This window comes from Nocardia flavorosea NBRC 108225, from assembly GCF_001613385.1.
GTDB classification, from domain to species: domain Bacteria; phylum Actinomycetota; class Actinomycetes; order Mycobacteriales; family Mycobacteriaceae; genus Nocardia; species Nocardia flavorosea.
Map to the genome: position 1 here is coordinate 97,346 of NZ_BDCG01000021.1, position 20,004 is coordinate 117,349.

Sequence of the window (20,004 nt, forward strand, 5' to 3'; positions counted from 1 at the left end):
CGGACGGGCACGCCCTGAGGGGGCCACTATCCTTCCGGTCGTGCGCTATGTACCATTTGGTACATAGGCGTTCGGGGTGGTGATCGACACTTCGCTGCCGGGCAGGCAGCGACACGCGTCGGCGACCACCGAGCACCCGCCCGGGGCGGCTCGGACGGCCCGGGCGGACGCGGTGCGCGAGAGCGAGTGGCGTCGCCGCCCGCCCGTGCCGTTGGCGGACCCTGCACACGCGACGAGACAGGAAGTGTCGGTTATGGGTGTTCTCATCGTCGGAGCCGGCCCGACAGGGATGGTCGCCGGGCTGGTGCTCGCCGCGAACGGCGTGGCATGCCGTGTACTGGAGCGGCGCGCGCAGCCCGGCACCAGCTCCCGGGCCCTCGGGCTACAGGCGCGTTCGATGGAGTTGCTGGCGGGCCTCGGGCTTACCGGCGAGATCGAACGCATCGCCTACCGTCTCCCGGGCGCCTCGATGATGCGCGGCGACACCGAACTGTCGCGGTTCACCTGGGTTCCACCGCAGAGCCCGTACCCCTACACCTACGTGCTTCCGCAGTCGGGACTGGAGGCTGTCCTGCGTGACCGATTGCGTGCGGCGGGTGTCGAGATCGAGGCCGGCGCCCAGGTGCAGACGGTGACGCAGGGTGAAACCGCTGTGGAGGTCGCGCTCGCCGACGGTCGTGAAATGACGGCCGAGTGGCTGATCGGCGCGGACGGGTCGCGCAGCCGGGTACGCGAGGAACTCGGCATCGAACTCGCCGGCCGGGAAACCGGTGAAACGTACTATCTGGCCGATATCGTTCTCGACGAGCGGCCACCGTTCCAGGACAGTGCCATGTGGCTGGGACCGGCCGGCCCCTTCATGCTCATGCGCCTTCCGGGCGCGGACGAGCTGTGGCGAATATTTGCCGATATGACCGATATGGAGTCCCTGGCCGAACGGCCCGGGCCGGGCGTCGCCGAGCTGCAGGCACTTCTCGGCGAACGTGGTCCGGGCCGGCTGCGGATCACCGAAGTGCAGTGGACGTCGATCTATCGCACGCGGGTGGGTCTCGCTACCGGATACCGCCGGGACCGGGCCTTTCTGGCAGGTGATGCTGCCCACGTATTCCCGCCTTTCGGAGGTCAGGGGATGAATCTCGGAATCCAGGACGCCGTCGGTCTGGCGTGGCGGCTGGCGGGTGTCGAACACGGTGCGCCGGTGGATCTGCTGGCCGCGTACGAAACCGAACGGCGGCCGGTTGCCGCGGCAACCATCCGCGATGTCGAGAGCCGGCGGCGGTTGTATGCACTGCGCAACCCGGTTGCCCGGACACTTCGTGACGCGCTGCTCCGTTACGGGTCTCGCGTTCCGGGTGCCGCGCGGCAGGCGAGCCTGCAGAATTCGCAGTTGGACGTCGGCTATCGCCGCGGTCGGCGACGGCTGCTCACGCGCGGCCCACAGAGCGGGGATCGGGCGCCGGATGCTGCGTTGGCGGAAGGGACGGTGCACGACCGGCTCGGTGTCGACCATTTCACCCTGCTCGTTTTCGCACCGGCATCGTCGGCCGGAAAACGGCCCGGGGCACGGCATTCGGTGGCCGGGCCGGTGGAGGTGCGGATCGACGACGAGACGGACCCGACCGGCGCGGTACGCGACGCGTACGGTCTGCGGCGCGGGGGATATGTGCTGATCCGGCCGGACGGATATGTGGCGTACCGGGGCAGGGACGGTGCCGCGGCGCGTCGCCTGGCCACCTGCGCCGAGGCCGGGCAGACCGTATGAGCACTGCGCGCGAAGCCTTGCTGGAACGGGTGATCGCCTGGTTCGCGGTCAACGGTGTCGGAGATACGAGTATGCGCACGGTCGCGGAGGGTGTCGGCACCAGTCACCGAATGTTGAACTACCACTTCGGGTCTCGCGACGGCCTCCTCGAGGCCGTCGTCGCGGCTACCTGGGGCCGGCAGAATCTGGTGCTGGCAGAACTGCTCGACTCCAGCCCCGACCCCTACACGGCCGCGTACGCGTTCTGGGACCGGATCGCCGGCGAGGCGGCATTGGTGGCTCCGCTGTTCTTCGAGGTGGCAGCGGCCGCAATGCAGGGCAAACCGTGGGCGGTGCCGCTGCGGCAGTGGGTCGCGCAATGGCGGGAAGTGCTGACCACGCTGTTCATTCGAGCCGGGCACGAACCGCGCGCGGCGGCGCTCCAGGCGCAGATGGCGCTGGCAATGGCGCGCGGGCTGCTGTTCGAGCTCGCGATCATCGGTGAAGAGGGTCGCGCGGCGGCGGATACCGCGATCCGGACCTTCCTCGAGTCGACCAGAATCGCCGGACAGGGCGTATGAGTGGCTCCCATGGGGAGTCGCCGGGCGGCCCGGCTCGGCCGCCCGGCGTGTCCGTGGCTCGGGACTGGCTACCGGCTCGGGGGAGGGGCTGCGGGTGGCGCGCGTGGCACAATGCCGGCGCCTGCGGGGCTCGGGGAACCGAGACCGGCGAGAGTGATCCGCGTCACTGTGTGACCCGAAAGGGTTGACCTGAATAATTGTTGAGGTTTCAGGCTGATCTCACTCGAACTTCACAGCTCCAGGAGGTCATCATGAGCACCACGACCACTACCGCCCGCCCCGCCCTCCGTATCCCCGCATTGAACCGTCCCGTCGCGCTCTTCGGCGCGATCGGGGCCGCCCTGATGGCCAACGTCGTCGTCTGGCTGATCGGCGCGGCCGCCGGTGGCACCTTCGAAACGACCAACGCAGGCCAGGTGCAGAGTGTGGCCCCCGGCGGCATCATCATGCTGACCGTGATCCCGATGCTGATCGGTCTCGGCGCGGCAGTACTGCTGTCCTACAAATGGATCGGTGTGCTGCGCCTCGCCGCGGTGATCGGCTCGGTGATCGCCGTGGCCACCATCGCCATGACCGTCACCGCCGGTTTCGATACCGCGTCTACGGTCGCGCTGTCGGTCGCGCACCTGACACTGGTGCCCGCCTTGGTCGTCGCCACCGAGGGGTTGCGCCGCAAGCTGCTCGAAGCGTGATCTCCGTGAAACAGCAGGGCCCGCACCGTAGGGTGCGGGCCCTGCTGGTCGCCGAAGCATCGAGATGATCTCGACGCTCAGGGCAGGGGAGTTGCCGCGGTGCCGGCCGTCTGCCGGCGCCGCGTACCTGCGCCCGAGGACGTGAACACTACGATCACGCCGGCGAGCCCGACGGCTGCCGCGGCGAGCAAAGCCGTTGCGGTCCAGCCGAACCAGTCGACAGCCGCTGCCCCGGCGGCCGAACCGAGACTTCCGCCGGCGAAATACACCAGCATGTAGGCACTGTTGAACCGCGCCGGCGCGGCGGGGTCGATCGAGAGCACCGTGCTCTGATTCGCCACCTGAGCAGCGAAGAGCCCCGCGTCGAAAAGAGCCAGGCAGACCAGCGTTACGACAGTGTCGGTAAGCGTGAATGCCATTAGGGTTGCGGCGACTCCGGCCAGCGCCAGGCCCGCCGGAATCACCCGGCCGGAGCCCACTCGGTCGGTCCAGGCTCCGGCGACCCGGGTCGCCAGAACCCCCGAGAGCCCGGCCACCGCGTACAGGCCGATCTGTTCGGCGGAGTATGAGAACGGCGGCTTCGACAACGCGACCGCGAGCCCCGCCCACACCGCGCAGAACGCGAAAAACCATATCGCGCCGCAAATCGCAGCAACCCTGAGCTGGGTGTACTGCACGAACAACCCGGGTAGCGATCGCAGGGTTTCGAAATAGCCGTATCCGCCCGCGCCCCGCGCGGACGGCAGCACCGATACGCAGGCCGCAGCGAGTACGGCACAACACACGGCGAATACGAGAAGCACTCCGCGCCAGCCGATCTCTTCGGCGAGCCGGCCACCGGCGATCCGGCCGGCCAGTATTCCCACCGAAATTCCAGCGGTCACGATGCCCAGAATCGTCGCCCGCCGCCGCGGCGGTGCGAACCGGCCCGCCACGGAGCTGAGGCCCGCACCCACCGCCGAGCATGCTCCGACCACCCCCGTCAGTAATCCCAGCGACCACACATCACCCACCGCGGCACACGCCGCCAGCGCGCCCGACATGACCGCGAACTGGATCGCGAGCACCCGCCCGGGCGGGAAGCGGTCCACCAACGGCACGAGCAGCCCGAGGCCCGCCATGTATCCGGCGGGCCCGCACGCGAGCGCGAGTCCGACGGCAGCGATCTGCGCGCCCAGCGAGTGCGCCACCTCTGCTATCGCCGGCTGCAGTGGGTAGATCGTGGAGGTGCCGAGCGCGGCGGCGAGGGAAAGGAAGAGTACGACGGCGCCCGGCAGTCGATCGCCGGCGCGCGGGGGTGTGGTGGGTTCGGTTCTCACCTCGACCGACGGTATGAAGCCACAGGTCGCGGAGCTGGCGGGATTACGACATCACCGTCGCGGCGGTATATCGGCGCCTGGCGACCGGAAACGAATCGGTAATGAAAACGCGGCGGTGCACGATCATCCGGGCATGACGATCACACGGAAGATGGCTACGGCAGCAGTTGCGGGACTTGTCGGTGCAGCGATGGCGGCGGTAGCGCCGGGCGTCGCCGGTGCCACCGACTCTTGTCAGCTCGGGTGGTCCAACGTGGGACCCCGGTCCTGCGCCATGAACGAAATCCGGACGGCTCCGGCCTGGACCCTGGGCAACGGTGTCTGCGTCGGCATGCTCAGCGCCGCCGGAGTCGCCTACGACGGCCCGCTCGCTCACTACCACGCCTTCCCGGGGACTGCGCATTCCATAGAACTGCGGATCACGCAAGGCTTCTCCCCGCTGGGCAATTTCGCGCCGACCCTCCTCGCTTGCGATGTCACGGCGATCGTCGACTGGCACAACCTCGATACCGGCCGCAGCGGTTCGGTGAGTCATTTCATCCCCGCGGGCTACACGAGCTACCGCCCGTTCCACCTGCACGTCGATTCGGGGCCGGGGCGTGTGGCGCTCACTCTGCGCACCGACCGTCCGAGCGTTCCGGCGACGGCCGAAGTATTCGTGCCCTGACCTCGGACTCGCAGTGCCCGGGCGCGCGGCATGTCGACCTCGCAGCCCGGGGAATCCGGTTCGAAGCCGTGCTCGGCCGGCCGGCGGACGCCCGCAGGTTTCGTAACGACCACCATGCGCGGGCCACGTCGAGGACGACGTCGGTGCCGTACTGCTCTCCGCGGTTCGGCGACGTGCCGGCGGCCGAGCAGGCCAGGGAGTACTGGTCGGGCCGAGCCTTGCACGTTACGTGACGTCATATGCCAGGCTCGCTGTTATGCCTGGTCGGAACACAGTGGGATGGACCTCCGTGGGTGACGCCGCGCGGCGATGCGAGACCACGGTGCGAACTCTCCAGTATTACGACCGGATCGGTCTGCTGGTCGCGGAACGGGACGACAGCGGGCGCCGCCGCTACCACCCGGAGCAGTTGGATCGTCTCCGCCGGATCCAGTTGCTGACAAGTGCGGGGCTGCGGCTCGACGAGGTCGGCGCGGCGCTCGACCGGCAGGATGGCCGTCCGCTGGTCGAGACCTACAGCGAACAGGTTCGGCTGCTCGAGATCGCGGAGCTGCGGTTGCGGTGTCAGCGGATCGTGCTGGCCGCCGTGACCCAGGTGTTGCGGGAACACCCGCAGGCCCGTGTACCGGAGAACGTCGTCGTCGCCACCATGAGCCTCGACCGCACATTGCTGCGCCACCCCGGTGTGGAGAATCCGGGAGCGCGTGCACCTGCCGGCCTCGATATCGATGTGGACCGGGTGATCACCACGTACTTCGAATGGAAGGCGTGTGCGGTCCAAGCGCTGCTGCTGGTGGACAACGATGTGCCGGCCGATTCGCGGTCGGGTCGTCGTCTCGGCCGGGAATGGCGGGCGACCACGGAGTATGCCCTGCGCGACCAGCCCGCCGGAACCGGTGACCTGTACCGCGCGACCGAACAGTCGGAGCACACCTGGCCACCCGAAGATCGTGTCCTGCATCGGCGAACGAAGGATTTCCTGGAGCAATGTCTATTCGTCGCACGGCAGGGGTGACCATCGGTGCGTCCGATGGGCCTACCGAAGGTGAACCCGGTCGAGGTGCCGAAGTCTCCGCCGGTACCGCTCGGGGGAACGGCCCCCGGCGGGCCGGCAAGCCACGATCCCGGTTCCGCCGAGTGCTCATGGTCGCCGCCCTCATCGTGGCCGTGGCGGTTCTGGCCTGGCTCGTCCTGCGGGACACCTCGCCCGTGGGCCATTTCGACTCGGCTGCCGACAAGGACCGCTACCTGGCGGCGTACGACGAGGCCATGCGGGAAATGCCCGGACCGGACCGGGTTCTGGACGTACGGACGGATTACGGAATCGTCCGGGTGTACCGGTATGCCGGACCGCCGGGAACCGGTGACCTCGAACCGTTTCTGCTACTTCCCGGAACACGCTCGGGCGCACCCGTATTCGCCGGCAATATGCCGGGTTTGCTCGCTCAGCGTCCGGTGTATGCGCTGGATCTGCTGGGGGAACCCGGAATGAGCGTGCAGGACCGCCCGATCGAAAACCATGCCGACCAGGCCCGCTGGCTCCACGAAGTCCTGCGCGCACTGCCCGAGCCAGGGTTCCACCTGCTCGGGCTCTCGATCGGTGGCTGGACCGCGGCCAACCTCGCCATCCATCACCCGGAGAAGGTTGCGAGCCTGATCCTGGTGGAGCCGGTGCAGACCTTCGCGGGTCTCTCCGCGGAGCTGGTGGTTCGGTCGCTGCCGGCGAGCGTGAGCTGGTTCCCGAAGTCGTGGCGGGACAGTTTCAGCAGCTGGACCGCGGGTGGCGCGCCGGTCGAGGACATTGCGGTCGCCCGGATGATCGAGGCCGGAATGTCCGCTTACACGATGAAACAGCCACAACCGAGCCTGATCGATCCGCAACAGCTCCGGGCGTTGGCGGTACCGGTTCTGGTGATCATCGCCGGCAACTCACCGATGCACGACAGCGCTGCCACCGCCCGGACCGCCCGGGAGAATCTGCGCTACGGCACGGTGCACGTCTATCCCGGCGCATCCCACGCGATCAACGGTGAACACCCGCAACGGATATCCGCCGATATCGCCGAATTCCTCGCGGGCTGAGCAGCGCCCCTGGCAGTCACGAGTACCGGATCTCTCCGAACGAGTACCTCCCGCGTCTCGAGCGGTGTCCCCCCGGCCCTCCTCCCCGGCCGGCACGGACCGGACCCGATCCGGTCCGTCCCGGTCGGGGAGGAGATGGGCAGCTCCGGATTCTGCCGTGGCAAACCGATCCGGAGCCATCCGTGAGCTCGGTCTCGAGTGTCGGCACATGGGCCACAACCTCTTTCTTTCGTAACGCATGGTCAGGCGGCGATCAGGCGCGGACCCGGCCGAGGAACGCGGTCACGTTCTGCCGGATCTGCTCGATTCGGTCGGCGGGGTCGTAGTCGTCGCGGTAGGCGCGACCCAGCGTCGGCGTCATCACACGCCGGGCGTACAGCGAACAGCAGAGGTCGCCGCACATGTAGGTGCCGGTGGAATTACCGCGCCGGCCCGCCTCACCGGCCTTGCGCGCGGTCATCAATACAACGCCACCGTTGGTGTGGGTGGTCGAACAGACGGTGCACATCTGGGTCCGGCGCGGCCCGCCGGTCTCATAGCGCAGCGCGATACCGGCGAGACCGCCCGCTTCGGGCAGCACCAGATACGCGCGACCCGGTAGGCCCGGATCGGTCCAGCCCAGGAAGTCGAGATCGTCCCAGGGGCGGGCCGCCAGATCGGCCGGTACCGTCAGGCGTTTGGCATCTCCTTTCGAACAGTTGACGAACGACGCTCTGATCTCTCGTTCGGTGACAGGTTCCATCGGCTGTCGGACTCCTTCTGGTCGGATGGGCAAACCGCGACACCCTATCGACCGTCCCGCAACCCCGGCAACGCTATTTCTGCAGATTGCGCGCGGCGCTCCGTACTCGGTCGTGGTAGCCGCGCCGATCACGCGACCGGCAACGGCGTCTCCTCGGTTCAACGGGCTCGTCCCGCCGATCGCCACTGGTTCGACCGGTCGGCGGCCGACCTGCACGCCCATTCAGCCGGTTGCCCGGGTGCCCATGGACGACGGGAGCTTGCCGGAAACTCATCGGTCAGCGCAGGGACCGGCACACCGATTCGGCACGCCGGAGCGAAATCGAGCTTCCGCTGGCAGGGCCTACTGCAGCCTCAGCCCCGCATACAGGAGTGTGGAGCGATCCGGGCTGTCGATGACCGCCACGTGTTCTCCAGGCCGGGGCACTGCTATGCGAGGTACGAGCGTGACCAACTCTGATCGGTGTCCGTCCAGCTCGACTGTCAGCACGACGACCGGGTCCTCGTTGATCGATTGCCGCGTGTCGTGGACGTGAAGAGCCGTAGCGGTGCGGGCCTCGGCGCCTGCGGTGCGCAGCATGGCGGCCTGCTGATCACCGGCGGGTTCGTCCGCTGACGATATCTCGTGTCGTGTCGCGATGATTTTCGGCCTCCAGGGCAGTCTGATCCTTATGGGCACACTCATTTACGGCTTCAATGTGTCGGTGGACGGATATATCGCCGACGCACAGGGGAGCATCGACTGGTCCGATCCGAGCGAAGAACTGCACCAGTATTGGAACGACTTCGAGCGGGAGACCGCCCTGTCGTTCTACGGGCGGCGGCTCTACGAACTGATGTCCGCGTACTGGCCGACCGCCGACGAGGCCCCGGACGCCACCCCCATGATTGTCGACTTCGCCCGCGTCTGGCGCGATATGCCCAAGGTCGTGTTCTCACGCACCTTGGAGTCGGTCGAATGGAACTCCCGCCTGGAACGCGGCGACCCGGTGGAGGTGGTGCGGAAGCTGAAAGCCGAAACCGACGGCAGACTGGAGGTGGCCGGCGCGACGCTGGCCGCGCCGATCGTGCAGGCCGGACTGGTGGATGAATACCGACTCGTGATCGCGCCCACCGCCGTGGGCGGCGGTACCCCGTTCTTCCCGGCGCTACCGTCGTGGATATCGCTGCGACTGCTGGAGAACCGCACCTTCCCGTGCGGCACGGTCCTGCTGCGCTACGCGGCGAAACACGACTGACACGGCCGGAACGCGCTATGCGCCGTATCCACCGTCGATCCTCAGCGCTGCATTGGTGACGCAGGAGGACTGCGGGCCGGCGAGGAAGACGACGCATGCGGCGATCTCCTCCGGCGTGCCGTAGCGTCCCATCGCGGTCGTCGGAAGGAATATGGATGCGGCCGGGCCGTCGGCGGGGTTCCTCTCGGTATCGATGAACCCGGGCCGGATGATGTCGACCGTGATGCCCCGGTGGGCCAGGTCGCGGGCGGCGCCGCGGCTGTAGCCCTCGAGGGCGAGTAGCCGATCGCGACGTCGGCTTCTTCGTCGGCCGGCGCCCGCGCCGACGCCGCGCCATTCCCCGCGATCACGGCCGATGAGTTTGCCGCTCCCGGTCGGTCGAAGCTCATGGCACCGTAGAAAGGACACCGCCATGTCGGAGCTTCTCGTCGACTTCATCACGTCCCTCGACGGCTACGCATCGGGAGAGGGATGGCCCGGCTTCTGGGGCCTGGAGGGCCCGGAATATCTCGCGTGGCTCGGCGAGCAGCCCAAGGTCACCTACCTCATGGGAGCGAACACCTACCGCTTGATGTCGGGCTTCGCCGCGGGCAAGGTCCCGAGTGGTCTAGACGAGTTCAGGCCCGAAGAAGAGGAGTCCGTCGATGAGCTCACCCGAGCGTCCAAGGTGGTGTTCTCCTCCTCTCTCGCGGAGCCACTGACGTGGGCCAACTCCACGCTGGTCCGCGACGACGCCGTCGAGTCGGTGCGCGCCATGAAGGCGAACGGCTCCGGGCTCCTCAGCACGATCGGCAGCCTCAGCCTGTCCCGGTCCCTGCTACGAGCCGGACTCGTCGACCGCTTCCGGGTCGTGATGTTTCCGGTGATCACCGGGGTCACGGGCGCAGAACGCATCTACGACGGCTACCCCGACGTCGCCCTCGAAATGATCGAGCATCGCACCTTCGACGGCAGCATCCAATTGGTCGAGTACAAGCCCCGTGTGCTCGAGCGCCCGCCGCTCGGCGCCCCTGCGTGACGTCGCGGCATCTACCGGTCCGGACCGCAGTCCGGCGTACGTGAGAGGTCGGCCGCCGGGCCGCCACCGCGATCACGACACCGGCGACTACCGGGGCGCTCCCGGTGCGACCCCGGATCGTACCGCGGGGAGTTCAGCCGTCGAGGAAACGCAGTAGTTCCGCCGTGACGAATCGGGGGTTCTCCTCGATGAGCCAGTGCCCGGCGTTCGGTACGTCCATTGCCCTGACGATATCGGTGATCCGGGGGGCCACGGTGGCGCGGACCGGATCGAGCTGTCCTTGGGTGGTCAGCAGCAGAGTCGGGACCCGGACAGGTGCCGCCGCGACGGTGGTGCGGACGTCCTGGTCGAGGCTGCGGTACAACTCGTATCGGCGAATTCGTGGCGGCGTTGTAGTAGTCCACCGAAGCTCCGGCGAGTTGGGCCACCTCGTCGCGACGGAGTCCGCGTATGCGGTCACACTGATCCTGGCCAGGGAACTGCGTGGCCGCGACATCACCGTCAACACCGTGGCTCCCGGCCCGACCGCAACCGCGATGTTCTTCGACGGGAGGGAGCAGTTCCGGGGCCGGCGGCGGTCATCGAACGCATGCTCTACGCACTCGATCTGCCACGGCGGCAGAATCCGGGAGGGCCGGAGGTGACCGGTCACCATTCGGCCACCTGGGATAGTGGACGCGTGAACCGCACAAACGGCATCGGATCATGGCAGAAGACCTGATCGTGACTCGAACGCTGGTTATACCGGCGTCCGAGTTACGCGAGCGGTTCTCACGCTCGTCAGGCCCGGGCGGGCAGCACGTCAACACCTCCGACAGCCGGGTCGAGCTGTCGTTCGACCTCGTCAACTCGCCCTCCGTGCCGGAAAGGCTGCGCATCCGGATGCTCGATCGCCTGGCCACCCGCCTGGTCGGCGGGGTGCTCACGATCGCCGCTTCGGAGCACCGCGCACAGCTGCAGAACCGCGCGGCCGCCCGCGAACGTCTGGCCTCGTTACTGCGTGACGCCGCTGCCGCCCCACCGCCCGTTCGCCGTGCCACCAAGCCTTCGCGCGGCGCGAAGGAACGTCGTATCGCCGCGAAGAAGCGGCGCGGCATCACCAAACGAAACCGCCGGGCCTTTCCTGACGACCAGTAGTGCCTTGTCGGGTCGGTGTGTATGTCCTGTGGGCAGATCGGAGACCGTCGGCGTCGGTTTTCTCAGGTAGGCAGCGGCTCCGTCACTGAAGCGTGCGTGGTTGTTGTCGGGATAGCGGCATCACCGACGCCGTGGGACCTGAGCTGCCAGGAAGTCGTTGATGACTTCTGCCCATTCGGCCGGGCGCTCGCTGGCGAGTGCGTGTCCGGAATCGAGTTCGACGAGCCGGGCATTCGGGATTCCGGTCGCTAGTTCGGCAGGGTGCGAAGCCGATACGACCAGATCGTGTGCGCCGGCAATCACTACGGTGGGGACCCTGATCCCCGCCAACTCCGGCCGGACGTCGACTCGGGTCAGCAGGTCGAGTTGATCATCGGCTCCGGCCGGTAGCGCCGGCCCGATCGCGTCGACCAGGGCACCGATCTCACCGCCCGATCGGCCATCGAGCCATCCGGGACTCCAGCCCAGCAAGGTCAGATATGCCGCCAGCGATCGGGTATCTCCGGAAGCGGCCAGTTGCCGCCACGTGGCGACGACCAACCGCAGGCGCGCATTGGGATGAGCGAATCCCGCCGACAGTGCCAGCCCGGTCACCCGCGGGCGGTGTCGAGTCGCGATCCGCACTGCCACCGCGGCCCCGGTGGAGAATCCGGCCACGGCGAACTGTTCCTGCCCGGCCCGTCGCGCTGCGTCCACCAGGCCGTCGGCCAGGCCGTCGAGAGTGAGCCGCGCTGTCGCCCGCGGCGTGCGCCCCGACCCCGGGTAGTCGACCGCCACGACCGTATTCGCCTCGGCCAATCGCGGCACGATCGGGCCGAAACTGTCCTCGATATCGCTGCTCGCCCCATGGGCGAGCAGGACGCCCGGGCCGCTTCCGCTGACGGACCCCAGGAATTCACTCGTGTTCTGCTGTGTCATGGACCCACGCTAGAATCTCACATGGATGTGAGAGTCAACTCGGAGCGGGCGGAGTCGGGATGCGAATCGGTGAACTGGCGCAGCGCACTGGTGTGAGCCATCGACTACTCCGTTACTACGAGGAGCAGGGCCTGCTCACTGCGCAACGCACCGGTGGCGGCTTCCGCGAGTACGCTCCGACCGCCCCCGATACCGTCCACCAGATCCGTGCTCTCCTGGCCGCCGGCCTACCCACCCGGGCCATTCGCGATATCCTGCCCTGCGCGCACGGCCCGGCCCCCACTCTCGAACCCCACCCAGACATGCTCGTCCTGCTCCGCGCCGAGCTGGCGTCCCTCGATTCCCGCATCACCTGCTTGCGCGAAAATCGCGAAATACTGGCCTGCTACCTGTCCGCCACGGAATCCGGCTCGACCACCATGCAAGGTTGTGCTCCATAGGTTTTCACGGCCGGTGAACACGGCATCAGCTACTGACAGGTCCCCGGCGGTCGGCTTTTCGCCACTGCATGCGAGTGCCCGGATTCGTATCCGCTGATGTTGCGGTGGGTTTCCGGTATCCGGTTACCCGGCGTCGACGCCGGTGCAGCCCCGTAACGTCCCTCACCTCGTGACTACCGACCGGCGAGCTCGGCGACGACCGGAGCAAGACCGTCGGCGGAGTCGGCACCGAAAACGAAGTAAGAGAAGCCGTTCTCGTCCCGGCGTCGCTCGATTTCCTCGGCGGCGGCTGCCGGATCGTCCGAGAGGACGGTCATCGCGTCCGCCGCGCGTAGTGCAGCGGGGTCGGTATCGGGGCCTGTCATGTACGGGGCGACGGAGTCACCGATCACCGGCACGGCGAGCGCGAGTTCGACATCAGCGCGGAATTCGCGCGCCATATGCGTGACTTCGCGCCGAGACTGAGCCCCCAGCACGAAGGTGACCGTATCCGCAATCTCGGCCGCCAGCGCCTGGGCCTTCGGGCCGAGTACCGCCATTGCCACGGGCGTATGGCGATCCGGGCCGTCGAGGTCTCGCAACGTTTCGACCGTCTCCCGCACCCGTGCCAGCCGTTGGTGCGGCGGCGGTACCGCAGGCATTCCCTTGGCGCGCAGCTCGTCCTCGATCCCGGGTCTGCCGGTACCGATGCCCATCTCGAAACGGCCCTCGGTCAGCAGCGACAGCGAATGCGCTTCCCACGCCGTCAACCACGCCGGGCGGAACGGAGAGGCATATACCCAGGTGCCGACGCGCAGGTCGGTCAGGGCTGCGGCGGTGGCCAGCATGGGACCGGGCGCCGGTTGCGTCTGTGGGAAGTCCGGCACGAGCAGCGTCGAGTAACCGCTGTCGGCGATGCGGCGCACACGATCACGCCACGCCGGCACCTCAGTGGTGAGCGGAGCAACGACCCCGAATCGGAACGGTTTCGTCATGTTCGGACTCCTTGCTTCCGGTCCGTCCAGAGGAACAGACGACGGAGCCGGCCGAAACTCATCGGCGCAGCCCAGTTCGTGGACGCCCGGTTTCACAGCCGCGCTATTCCAGTGCTGCGGCAAAGGTTGCGAGTGCTCGCTCGTCGAACAGCACGAACCGCACGTAGTCGACGGTCGTTTCCGCGGCACGCACCGTCTCGACGGCGATTCGGGCACCGTCGTCCATCGGCCAGCCGAAGATGCCGGTGGAGATCGCGGGGAAGGCCACCCTTTCGGCGCCCAGTTCGGCTGCCACGCGCAGGGATTCGCGGTAGCAGGAGGCCAGCAACGCCGAGCGGTCCTCGGTGGCCGACCATACCGGGTCCACGGTGTGGATCACCCAGTGCGCGGGCAGTCGCCCTCCGGTTGTCGCCACAGCCTGCCCGGTCGGCAACCCCTTGCCCAGGTGTGCGGCGCGCAGGTCCCGGCACGCCGACAGGATTTCCGGCCCGCCCTTGCGGTGAATGGCGCCATCGACGCCACCCCCACCGAGCAACGAGGAATTCGCGGCGTTGACCACCGCGTCGACCTGCTGTTCGGTGATGTCCCCGCGCACTGCCTCCATTCGCGTCATCGGTCCATTGTGCTGGCATGACCGACCACGAAACCATCGGATATACGTACCGGTCACCGAGTCGATGTCGCGACGCCGATCCGAGGTACAGTTACCCTGTCCGTTAGTTCGTAATTCCGGAATAAGAAAGTATGCCTATGCGAATTCGGATGGTGCTGGCCACGATGTTGGTTCCACTGGCCACGGGATGTTCAGGAACAGAGCCGGCAGCGCAGGCCTGCGGGCCGCCGCCGGAACCGGGCGTCACCTCGGCCGCCGGCTGGTTGGGGCGTATCGGCGCAGAACCGGAAACCATCTCCGTGTACATGGACGACGGGCGGGGGCAGGTCGTGCAGCGGCGCGCCGGTGAGCCGCAACCGACGGCGTCGGCGAACAAAGTGGTGCCGCTGGCGGCTTATGCGCGCGCGGTCGCGGACGGTGAACTCGACCCGCAAGAGCAGGTGCCGGTCGCCGAATGGGAACGGTGGTATCTCCCCGGAACAGATGGAGGAGCCCACGAGCGGGCACGCGCCCGGCTCGGCGGGGAAACCGTGACACTGGACCAGCTCGTCAGTGCGATGATCCGGGAAAGTGACAACGCCGTACCCGACTACCTGCGCGAACGTCTCGGCGACCAGGCATTGATCGATGCAGCGGCCGCGGGCGGATGGGAGGGGTACCGACCCTCCAGCAAGCTCGGCGAGATCATCCGGCTGCTCGGGCCCGGCGGCGACGAGTGGCAGACCGCCCGCCGCTACGCCGGCGACTCGGCATACCGCGCCGATATTCGATCACGGCCGCTTCCTGAACCGGAAACGCAAACCCGATGGGCCGAAACCACGGCCACCGCCTCCGCCCGCCAACTCGCGGCCATTCACCGAGCCATTGCCGACGGCAGCTTCGGCACCGGCGCCGACGTCGCCCGGGCGCATCTGGAATGGCAGCAACCGCCACCCGGGTACGAGGCGATCGGTTTCAAGGGCGGCACCTACCCAGGTGTACTGGCCGACGCGTTCTACTTACGTGCCGCCGACGGGACGGTGGCCACCGCCGTATTGCTCGACCATCGCATGTCCATCGACGTATGGGCGGAAGCGATATCAACACTGAGCCAGCAGCAAGTGCTGGTCGGCGCCATGACGGCCCCGCAGATGGCGCGCCGGTTAGCATGCGCGGTATGACCGATACCCTCGCCGGCCCGGCCGGATCCGCGGCATGCCCCAGGACGGCGCCGTGACGGATGTCGCGGCCAAACTCGCCGAGCTGGAGGCGCGGATCGCGGCCCTCGAAGGGCCGGCACCCGCCGACCGCGGCGAGCGGGGCTTCGTGGAATACGGCGGCAGCGTCGATTTCGGTGGCCCGGTGGACTGGACGATCCGCTACAGCGCCACCGCGATACGCACGTTGCCCGCGCACGACCGTGTCGAGGTCCTGGCTGCCCTGGGCCATCCGGTCCGGCAGGCATTGGTCGAGGCTCTGCTGGACGGGCCACGTTCCGGTTCGGAACTCGCGGAGGCGGCGGGCCTCACCTCGCAAGGACAGTTGTATCACCATGTCCGCACGCTGATATCGGCGAAAGTGATCGAACAACACGGCCGCGGCTCCTACCGTATCCCGGCCCCGAAACTCGTCCCGACCCTGATCATCATGACCGCGGCCGCAGATATCGCCGACATCCTGCGCTGAGTCCGCCGCTGCAGGGACGCTCTCGATCGTCAGGGCTCACCTGGTCGCCGCCGAGATCACCGGACGCGCGATCGCGAAACCAGCCGTCGCCGGGCGCTCATCGTGGCACCTGTGGGGGATGCCCAGGACGCGAAGTCGAGGCGCGGTAGCAACTCGTCGATGTCGACGGTGTCCATTACCGCGTCGAGCCCGACTCGAACGGTGCTCCGGGCACGAGTGCGCATCGGCAACGGCCGATGTCTAGAAGAGGAGCTGCCGGCGGAACCACCGCGTCAGGATGTCGTCGACGACCTTCGCTTCAGGGCGTTGTGGCGCCGGTTCGATTCCCGGTTCGTCGGCCAGCGGGTGTGCGAGATTCGGCACGGAGACCAGTTCGGCATTGTCCCGCTGGGCATAGCGGTGCTGGAGGGTGTCGACCAGCGCAGCCGCGTCGGCGCGAAGGTCGGGGTGGTCTTCCTCTCCGCTCACGACCAGAAGTGCCGGGGCGACGGTGAGTTCGGCGGCCCGGGCCACGAAGTTCGGTCTGTCTGCGGCACGCTCGGCTTCGGCCGTCCATTCGTACGGATAACCGGCGATGCCCTCGGTGATGGGCACCACCGAGCGGATACGGAGGGCCGGGTTCACGAGCGCAACGTGCCGGATCGGGATCGACTCTGCGCACGGCACTTCGAGCGCGACGGTGCCGCCGAGTGAGGCGCCGAGAATGCCGACCGGCCCATCGCCGACCGGAAGCTGATCGCGGAGTGCCGCCAGGGCTGCCGGGAACTCGTCGGCAGCCTGCTGCGCGAACGGTGCGAGGAACGCGCGTAGGGCGTCGTGGCGGGCGAGTTCCAGCACGGCGTCGACGCGGCCGTCGACCATCCGGGCGCCACACATCGGCATGCCCAGGTGGACCCGCCAGGCCGGCACCCCGGCCATCGGCAGGGCCGCGGCGAACGCCGCATCGGTACGCGGGGCATCCAGCATGTGCCAGGACACAATCAGTGGTGCGGGAGCGTCGACCCCGCCGTCGGGTGGCAGCGCCGTGTAAGGGACGCCGGCGGCGGTACCAGTAATCGTCTCCATCACGCTCGTTGTTTCGCGTGGCGATCGAAATGCACCCGCATCGGCCGGTGTGGCCGATCCTTTCGCAATCTGAACGCCGGCTGCCGGCCGCGGTCGACGTTCTACGGCAGTTTCGTCCCGTGACCCTACCCTGAGTGGAGGTGTGTGCATGGCGGCCATGAACGAGGCGGCAAAGCCAGTACTGGGAGTGTGGAGCAGTTTCGACTAATCCAGTACTGCGGTAAAGGCCGTGAGTGTTCGCTCGTCGAACAGCACGAACCGCACATATTCGACGGCCGTTTCGGCGGCACGCACCGTCTCGACGGCAATCCGGGCACCGTCGTCCGTCGGCCAGCCGAAGATACCGGTGGAGATCGCGGAGAAGGCCACCGTCGCGGCGCCCAGTTCGGCTGCCACGCGAAGGGATTCGCGGTAGCAGGAGGCGAGCAATGCCGAGCGGTCCTCGGGGCCGACCATACACCACCGCCACCGAGCAACGAAGAATTCGCGGCGTTGACCACCGCGTCGACCTGCTGTTCGGTGATGTCCCCGCGCACTGCCTCCATTCGTATCGTCGGTCCCTTGTGCTGGTATGACCGGCCACGATGCCATCGGATATGCGTACCGCCACGACCACATCGTGGTCGGTCCCGCCGACACCACCCATCTGAAAACCCCTGAGAATTGACCGATCACGATCGCCACCTACTCCTGTGGGCGAGCCACCATACCGCCTCGGTACAGTGACTTCGCATGACCGGCACCGAGCTGGAGATCACCGAAGACCTGGTCCGCGACCTGCTGCGGGAGCAACATCCCGACCTCGCGGTCCTGATCATCCGCGAGGTGGCGGGTGGCTGGGGTAACCAGATGTGGCGTCTCGGGGACGATTTGGCCGTACGCATGCAACGGATGGATCCTACCCCGGACTTGCAGCTGAAGGAGCGGCGGTGGCTACCCGTACTGGCCCCGCGTCTGCCGCTGCCGGTGCCGACCCCGGTGCGATTCGGTGAACCGTCCGAGCGTTTCCCCAAGCACTGGACCGTGATGACGTGGGTTCCCGGCGAACCGCTCGACCACGCCACGATAAGCCGCGGCACCCATGCAGCCGATACGCTGGCAGAATTCCTGCGGGCACTCCACGTTCCCGCCCCCGCCGAGGCGCCGATCGCTACCGACCGCGGCACCCACCTGAGCGACTGCACGGACGGCTTCGAGGCGTTCTTCCAGGCTGTCGCCCCTGCCGACCTCGCAGCCGATGTCCGTGCGGTCTGGGATGATGCCGTCGCGGCCGGTGCGTGGGAGGGACCACCGGTATGGGTGCACGGCGACCTCCATCCCGCGAATGTCGTCGTTTCGGACGGAACGCTATCGGGCATAGTCGATTTCGGTGACCTGTTCGCCGGTGACCCGGCGTGGGACCTCGCCGCCGCATGGGTACTGCTGCCCGCCGACACGGCCGCCCGGTTCTTCGACTTGTACGCGCACGCGGACGAGGCGGCGATCCGGCGGGCCCGCGGGCTGGCGGCTATGAAGAGCCTGTTCCTGATGCTCATGGGGCAGAACGGAGATCGGGGTCTTCCGGGTGGCAAGCCGCACTGGGGACCTGTAGGCCGGGCGGCACTCGAACGTGTTCTGAAAGGCGTGTGACGGGAAAATCGGCTCTCGTGAGAATGGGCATCTCCGATTTCGATCCGGCCTTTCTGACCGGGATCGATGCGATCCGCAGGGAACACGGCTCACGCTTGGCAGCGCTCGCCGGGCGGCGTCTCACCGGGGTCGCGCTCGTACGTTTCACCGAGAACGGGGACTGGTTCGCAGACTGCCCGGTTGTGCTGGACTTCGACGGCACCCAGGTGGAGGTCTGCCACTGGAAACTCGATGAATTATCGATCGGCTGGGACACCATCGACACCGCGGCGGCGATCACCGGCTGGGAATCTTCCGAGCTGACCCCCAAGTGGTCCTTCGGAGACGAGCGGCTCGGGCAGTTCGCCGGGCAGGAGTTGCGCGAGGTTGCTCTGCTCGAGTGGCGGCCAGCGGGCCGCGATCTGGCCGCGGGCGCGGTCGCCGTGGAGTTCGTTTTCGCTGAGCGACGGTTTCACATCGCCAACGGTCTCGACGAGAACAGCATCCATGTGGGTGTAGCCCACCACGACCATGTTCGGCACCGGCTGGATGGTTGAACGCAGCGCGACTCACATCTACGAAACCTTGCCGGCGCATTCAACCAGATCGGAGAGCTGGAAGAGGGGAGCCGGATCCTCGGTGAAACCCACAGCAGTCTTGTTGCCATGGGTAACCAGCGCGGTATCGAACGTGTGCAGCGCGCCATCGAGAGAACTGCCCCGTGGCGCAACGAGTGTCCCGTTGGGCGAGGACGGAAACCGGTGTCTACCTGCGCAGAAGGACAGGAGGGGCAGGCCGATCATCGGCGTAGACGGTTTCTGGCCGGCTCCGACCGAGCTACCCGAAAGGGAGCATTACACCGGCCGATACGACATTATGGTCGGAGATCTGACTACTCAGGTCGCACACTGCGTTTTCGACTGATCAGGGATCTACGTGCATACGTTGAAGATATTGAACCGCACCGTGCTCGGCAGCATCGTTGCCGGGCTGCTCATTGCCGGGTCTGGGGGCGTCGCGGCGGCCGAGCCCGCCCCGGCGCCCGCGCCGGTCGCGCCGGGGCAAATCCCCGATGCTCCGGGGCCCGGGGCGGCGGCGCCCATCGCGGCGTGCATGGCGCCCGGCGACACCATCGAACTCCGGGCCGGCCTGGGCGCCCTGCTCGGGACCGGGAGCGGCGCGGTCGCGGGTCTGCCCATCTTCTTTGTCGGGGCCATCCCGCTCGGGATTGTCGGCGGCGTGATCGGCGCCATGGTCGGCTCGACCACCTACGCGCAGGACGCCTGGCGGGCTCCGCAAGGCTGCTGATCGGACTGGGCCGCGGGGTCAGCCCTTGACCGGGTAGGTGGCGTCGAGCCATTCGGTGAACGAAGGTCCGCCGATTCGGGCGTGCGGCCGGCCACCAACCCGCGGTCCTGCAGCGCCCGATACACATCGACCACGGTTGCGGTGCATACGACGCCGGGCCTCTGTCGAAGCTCTCGCCGCGTATGTTTCCGCGTTGG

At 67.7% G+C, this 20,004-nt stretch carries 24 protein-coding genes and 1 pseudogene; 16 read left to right on the forward strand and 9 right to left on the reverse strand.

Going from position 1 to position 20,004, the window contains the following annotated elements:
- The first annotated feature begins 253 nt into the window (after window positions 1-253).
- The 3 genes from NFL01S_RS27105 (at window position 254) to NFL01S_RS27115 (ending at window position 3,014) form a co-directional block, all read left to right on the forward strand.
- The gene (locus NFL01S_RS27105; RefSeq protein WP_062979141.1) at window positions 254-1,762 is read left to right on the forward strand and encodes an FAD-dependent monooxygenase; all 1,509 of its coding nucleotides are present in this window, start codon (window positions 254-256) and stop codon (window positions 1,760-1,762) included.
- Window positions 1,759-2,322, forward strand: a complete 564-nt coding sequence (locus NFL01S_RS27110; RefSeq protein WP_062979142.1) for a TetR/AcrR family transcriptional regulator — start codon at window positions 1,759-1,761, stop codon at window positions 2,320-2,322. The genes NFL01S_RS27105 and NFL01S_RS27110 overlap by 4 nt, the downstream gene beginning before the upstream one ends.
- Window positions 2,323-2,573: 251 nt before the next feature.
- Window positions 2,574-3,014: a DUF6069 family protein gene (locus NFL01S_RS27115; protein ID WP_062979143.1), complete on the forward strand. Its 441-nt coding sequence runs from the start codon at window positions 2,574-2,576 to the stop codon at window positions 3,012-3,014.
- 77 nt (window positions 3,015-3,091) lie between these two features.
- Here the strand turns inward: NFL01S_RS27115 and NFL01S_RS27120 are convergent, their stop codons facing one another.
- A complete protein-coding gene (locus NFL01S_RS27120; RefSeq protein ID WP_084493297.1) occupies window positions 3,092-4,333 on the reverse strand; it encodes an MFS transporter in 1,242 nt (413 codons plus the stop codon).
- Window positions 4,334-4,466: 133 nt separating this feature from the next.
- On the opposite strand from NFL01S_RS27120, the gene NFL01S_RS27125 reads away from it, so the two are divergent.
- From NFL01S_RS27125 to NFL01S_RS27135, 3 genes are all read left to right on the forward strand, one after another.
- Window positions 4,467-5,000, forward strand: a complete 534-nt coding sequence (locus tag NFL01S_RS27125; protein ID WP_245670904.1) for a hypothetical protein — start codon at window positions 4,467-4,469, stop codon at window positions 4,998-5,000.
- A 256-nt stretch (window positions 5,001-5,256) separates the two neighbouring features.
- Window positions 5,257-6,015, forward strand: coding sequence for a MerR family transcriptional regulator (locus NFL01S_RS27130; protein ID WP_084493298.1), 759 nt, complete (start codon window positions 5,257-5,259; stop codon window positions 6,013-6,015).
- 128 nt (window positions 6,016-6,143) lie between these two features.
- A complete protein-coding gene (locus NFL01S_RS27135; protein WP_062979145.1) occupies window positions 6,144-7,082 on the forward strand; it encodes an alpha/beta fold hydrolase in 939 nt (312 codons plus the stop codon).
- A gap of 253 nt (window positions 7,083-7,335) precedes the next feature.
- Here NFL01S_RS27135 and NFL01S_RS27140 read toward each other — a convergent pair whose 3' ends face one another.
- Entirely contained in the window at window positions 7,336-7,824 is a 489-nt protein-coding gene (locus NFL01S_RS27140) for an FBP domain-containing protein (RefSeq protein ID WP_062979146.1), read from the reverse strand.
- A gap of 462 nt (window positions 7,825-8,286) precedes the next feature.
- On the opposite strand from NFL01S_RS27140, the gene NFL01S_RS35775 reads away from it, so the two are divergent.
- Together NFL01S_RS35775 and NFL01S_RS27150 are read left to right on the forward strand one after the other, a co-directional pair.
- Window positions 8,287-8,439 carry a hypothetical protein gene (locus tag NFL01S_RS35775; protein ID WP_157116997.1) on the forward strand — a complete coding sequence of 51 codons (153 nt, stop codon included), beginning with the start codon at window positions 8,287-8,289 and terminating at the stop codon, window positions 8,437-8,439.
- A 55-nt stretch (window positions 8,440-8,494) separates the two neighbouring features.
- Window positions 8,495-9,061 (forward strand): dihydrofolate reductase family protein, encoded by a 567-nt coding sequence (locus NFL01S_RS27150; protein WP_062979148.1) that lies wholly within the window; start codon window positions 8,495-8,497, stop codon window positions 9,059-9,061.
- Between the two features lie 15 nt (window positions 9,062-9,076).
- Here the strand turns inward: NFL01S_RS27150 and NFL01S_RS27155 are convergent, their stop codons facing one another.
- Window positions 9,077-9,475 (reverse strand): SDR family oxidoreductase, encoded by a 399-nt coding sequence (locus tag NFL01S_RS27155; RefSeq protein WP_063916057.1) that lies wholly within the window; start codon window positions 9,473-9,475, stop codon window positions 9,077-9,079.
- Here NFL01S_RS27155 and NFL01S_RS27160 point away from each other — a divergent pair.
- Window positions 9,474-10,079 carry a dihydrofolate reductase family protein gene (locus tag NFL01S_RS27160; RefSeq protein ID WP_062979149.1) on the forward strand — a complete coding sequence of 202 codons (606 nt, stop codon included), beginning with the start codon at window positions 9,474-9,476 and terminating at the stop codon, window positions 10,077-10,079. The genes NFL01S_RS27155 and NFL01S_RS27160 overlap by 2 nt on opposite strands.
- Window positions 10,080-10,212: 133 nt before the next feature.
- On the opposite strand, the gene NFL01S_RS36585 is transcribed toward NFL01S_RS27160, so the two are convergent.
- Window positions 10,213-10,734, reverse strand: a complete 522-nt coding sequence (locus tag NFL01S_RS36585) for an alpha/beta fold hydrolase (RefSeq protein ID WP_210744887.1) — start codon at window positions 10,732-10,734, stop codon at window positions 10,213-10,215.
- 50 nt (window positions 10,735-10,784) lie between these two features.
- Between NFL01S_RS36585 and arfB the strand changes: the two genes are divergently transcribed.
- Window positions 10,785-11,216, forward strand: coding sequence for an alternative ribosome rescue aminoacyl-tRNA hydrolase ArfB (gene arfB, locus NFL01S_RS27175; protein ID WP_062979152.1), 432 nt, complete (start codon window positions 10,785-10,787; stop codon window positions 11,214-11,216).
- A 120-nt stretch (window positions 11,217-11,336) separates the two neighbouring features.
- Here the strand turns inward: arfB and NFL01S_RS27180 are convergent, their stop codons facing one another.
- Window positions 11,337-12,134 carry an alpha/beta fold hydrolase gene (locus NFL01S_RS27180; protein ID WP_062979153.1) on the reverse strand — a complete coding sequence of 266 codons (798 nt, stop codon included), beginning with the start codon at window positions 12,132-12,134 and terminating at the stop codon, window positions 11,337-11,339.
- Window positions 12,135-12,193: 59 nt separating this feature from the next.
- Here NFL01S_RS27180 and NFL01S_RS27185 point away from each other — a divergent pair, with 59 nt between their 5' ends.
- Window positions 12,194-12,574, forward strand: coding sequence for a MerR family transcriptional regulator (locus NFL01S_RS27185; protein ID WP_062979154.1), 381 nt, complete (start codon window positions 12,194-12,196; stop codon window positions 12,572-12,574).
- A gap of 173 nt (window positions 12,575-12,747) precedes the next feature.
- Here the strand turns inward: NFL01S_RS27185 and NFL01S_RS27190 are convergent, their stop codons facing one another.
- Window positions 12,748-13,548, reverse strand: coding sequence for an LLM class flavin-dependent oxidoreductase (locus tag NFL01S_RS27190; RefSeq protein WP_062979155.1), 801 nt, complete (start codon window positions 13,546-13,548; stop codon window positions 12,748-12,750).
- A 103-nt stretch (window positions 13,549-13,651) separates the two neighbouring features.
- Window positions 13,652-14,161 carry an O-acetyl-ADP-ribose deacetylase gene (locus tag NFL01S_RS27195; protein ID WP_062979156.1) on the reverse strand — a complete coding sequence of 170 codons (510 nt, stop codon included), beginning with the start codon at window positions 14,159-14,161 and terminating at the stop codon, window positions 13,652-13,654.
- A 137-nt stretch (window positions 14,162-14,298) separates the two neighbouring features.
- Here NFL01S_RS27195 and NFL01S_RS27200 point away from each other — a divergent pair, with 137 nt between their 5' ends.
- Both NFL01S_RS27200 and NFL01S_RS27205 read left to right on the forward strand, forming a co-directional pair.
- Window positions 14,299-15,321, forward strand: coding sequence for a serine hydrolase (locus NFL01S_RS27200; RefSeq protein ID WP_245670905.1), 1,023 nt, complete (start codon window positions 14,299-14,301; stop codon window positions 15,319-15,321).
- A gap of 52 nt (window positions 15,322-15,373) precedes the next feature.
- On the forward strand, window positions 15,374-15,826 hold the full coding sequence (locus tag NFL01S_RS27205) for an ArsR/SmtB family transcription factor (RefSeq protein WP_245670906.1): 453 nt from the start codon (window positions 15,374-15,376) through the stop codon (window positions 15,824-15,826).
- A 240-nt stretch (window positions 15,827-16,066) separates the two neighbouring features.
- On the opposite strand, the gene NFL01S_RS27210 is transcribed toward NFL01S_RS27205, so the two are convergent.
- Window positions 16,067-16,891, reverse strand: a complete 825-nt coding sequence (locus NFL01S_RS27210) for an alpha/beta hydrolase family protein (protein ID WP_062979158.1) — start codon at window positions 16,889-16,891, stop codon at window positions 16,067-16,069.
- A gap of 204 nt (window positions 16,892-17,095) precedes the next feature.
- Window positions 17,096-17,436 (reverse strand): annotated as a pseudogene (locus NFL01S_RS27215) (macro domain-containing protein).
- Window positions 17,437-17,623: 187 nt separating this feature from the next.
- On the opposite strand from NFL01S_RS27215, the gene NFL01S_RS27220 reads away from it, so the two are divergent.
- The 3 genes from NFL01S_RS27220 to NFL01S_RS27235 all read left to right on the forward strand — a co-directional run bounded on the left by NFL01S_RS27220 (window position 17,624) and on the right by NFL01S_RS27235 (window position 19,807).
- Window positions 17,624-18,520 (forward strand): aminoglycoside phosphotransferase family protein, encoded by an 897-nt coding sequence (locus NFL01S_RS27220; protein ID WP_062979159.1) that lies wholly within the window; start codon window positions 17,624-17,626, stop codon window positions 18,518-18,520.
- Between the two features lie 17 nt (window positions 18,521-18,537).
- Window positions 18,538-19,056 (forward strand): hypothetical protein, encoded by a 519-nt coding sequence (locus NFL01S_RS27225; protein ID WP_062979312.1) that lies wholly within the window; start codon window positions 18,538-18,540, stop codon window positions 19,054-19,056.
- Between the two features lie 379 nt (window positions 19,057-19,435).
- Entirely contained in the window at window positions 19,436-19,807 is a 372-nt protein-coding gene (locus NFL01S_RS27235) for a hypothetical protein (protein ID WP_062979161.1), read from the forward strand.
- Window positions 19,808-20,004 lie beyond the last annotated feature (197 nt).

What these genes read in the sequence shown, in the direction of transcription:
- NFL01S_RS27220 (WP_062979159.1), top strand. Translation starts at nt 17,624, where the DNA reads ATGACCGGCACCGAGCTGGAGATCACCGAAGACCTGGTCCGCGACCTG.
- NFL01S_RS27190 (WP_062979155.1), bottom strand. Translation starts at nt 13,548, where the DNA reads ATGACGAAACCGTTCCGATTCGGGGTCGTTGCTCCGCTCACCACTGAG.
- NFL01S_RS27180 (WP_062979153.1), bottom strand. Translation starts at nt 12,134, where the DNA reads ATGACACAGCAGAACACGAGTGAATTCCTGGGGTCCGTCAGCGGAAGC.
- NFL01S_RS27105 (WP_062979141.1), top strand. Translation starts at nt 254, where the DNA reads ATGGGTGTTCTCATCGTCGGAGCCGGCCCGACAGGGATGGTCGCCGGG.
- NFL01S_RS27210 (WP_062979158.1), bottom strand. Translation starts at nt 16,891, where the DNA reads ATGGAGACGATTACTGGTACCGCCGCCGGCGTCCCTTACACGGCGCTG.
- NFL01S_RS27200 (WP_245670905.1), top strand. Translation starts at nt 14,299, where the DNA reads ATGCGAATTCGGATGGTGCTGGCCACGATGTTGGTTCCACTGGCCACG.
- NFL01S_RS27140 (WP_062979146.1), bottom strand. Translation starts at nt 7,824, where the DNA reads ATGGAACCTGTCACCGAACGAGAGATCAGAGCGTCGTTCGTCAACTGT.
- NFL01S_RS27155 (WP_063916057.1), bottom strand. Translation starts at nt 9,475, where the DNA reads ATGGCGGTGTCCTTTCTACGGTGCCATGAGCTTCGACCGACCGGGAGC.
- NFL01S_RS27130 (WP_084493298.1), top strand. Translation starts at nt 5,257, where the DNA reads ATGCCTGGTCGGAACACAGTGGGATGGACCTCCGTGGGTGACGCCGCG.
- NFL01S_RS27150 (WP_062979148.1), top strand. Translation starts at nt 8,495, where the DNA reads ATGGGCACACTCATTTACGGCTTCAATGTGTCGGTGGACGGATATATC.
- NFL01S_RS27110 (WP_062979142.1), top strand. Translation starts at nt 1,759, where the DNA reads ATGAGCACTGCGCGCGAAGCCTTGCTGGAACGGGTGATCGCCTGGTTC.
- NFL01S_RS27125 (WP_245670904.1), top strand. Translation starts at nt 4,467, where the DNA reads ATGACGATCACACGGAAGATGGCTACGGCAGCAGTTGCGGGACTTGTC.
- NFL01S_RS27160 (WP_062979149.1), top strand. Translation starts at nt 9,474, where the DNA reads ATGTCGGAGCTTCTCGTCGACTTCATCACGTCCCTCGACGGCTACGCA.
- NFL01S_RS27195 (WP_062979156.1), bottom strand. Translation starts at nt 14,161, where the DNA reads ATGACGCGAATGGAGGCAGTGCGCGGGGACATCACCGAACAGCAGGTC.
- NFL01S_RS27185 (WP_062979154.1), top strand. Translation starts at nt 12,194, where the DNA reads ATGCGAATCGGTGAACTGGCGCAGCGCACTGGTGTGAGCCATCGACTA.
- NFL01S_RS27115 (WP_062979143.1), top strand. Translation starts at nt 2,574, where the DNA reads ATGAGCACCACGACCACTACCGCCCGCCCCGCCCTCCGTATCCCCGCA.
- arfB (WP_062979152.1), top strand. Translation starts at nt 10,785, where the DNA reads ATGGCAGAAGACCTGATCGTGACTCGAACGCTGGTTATACCGGCGTCC.
- NFL01S_RS36585 (WP_210744887.1), bottom strand. Translation starts at nt 10,734, where the DNA reads ATGGTGACCGGTCACCTCCGGCCCTCCCGGATTCTGCCGCCGTGGCAG.
- NFL01S_RS27135 (WP_062979145.1), top strand. Translation starts at nt 6,144, where the DNA reads ATGGTCGCCGCCCTCATCGTGGCCGTGGCGGTTCTGGCCTGGCTCGTC.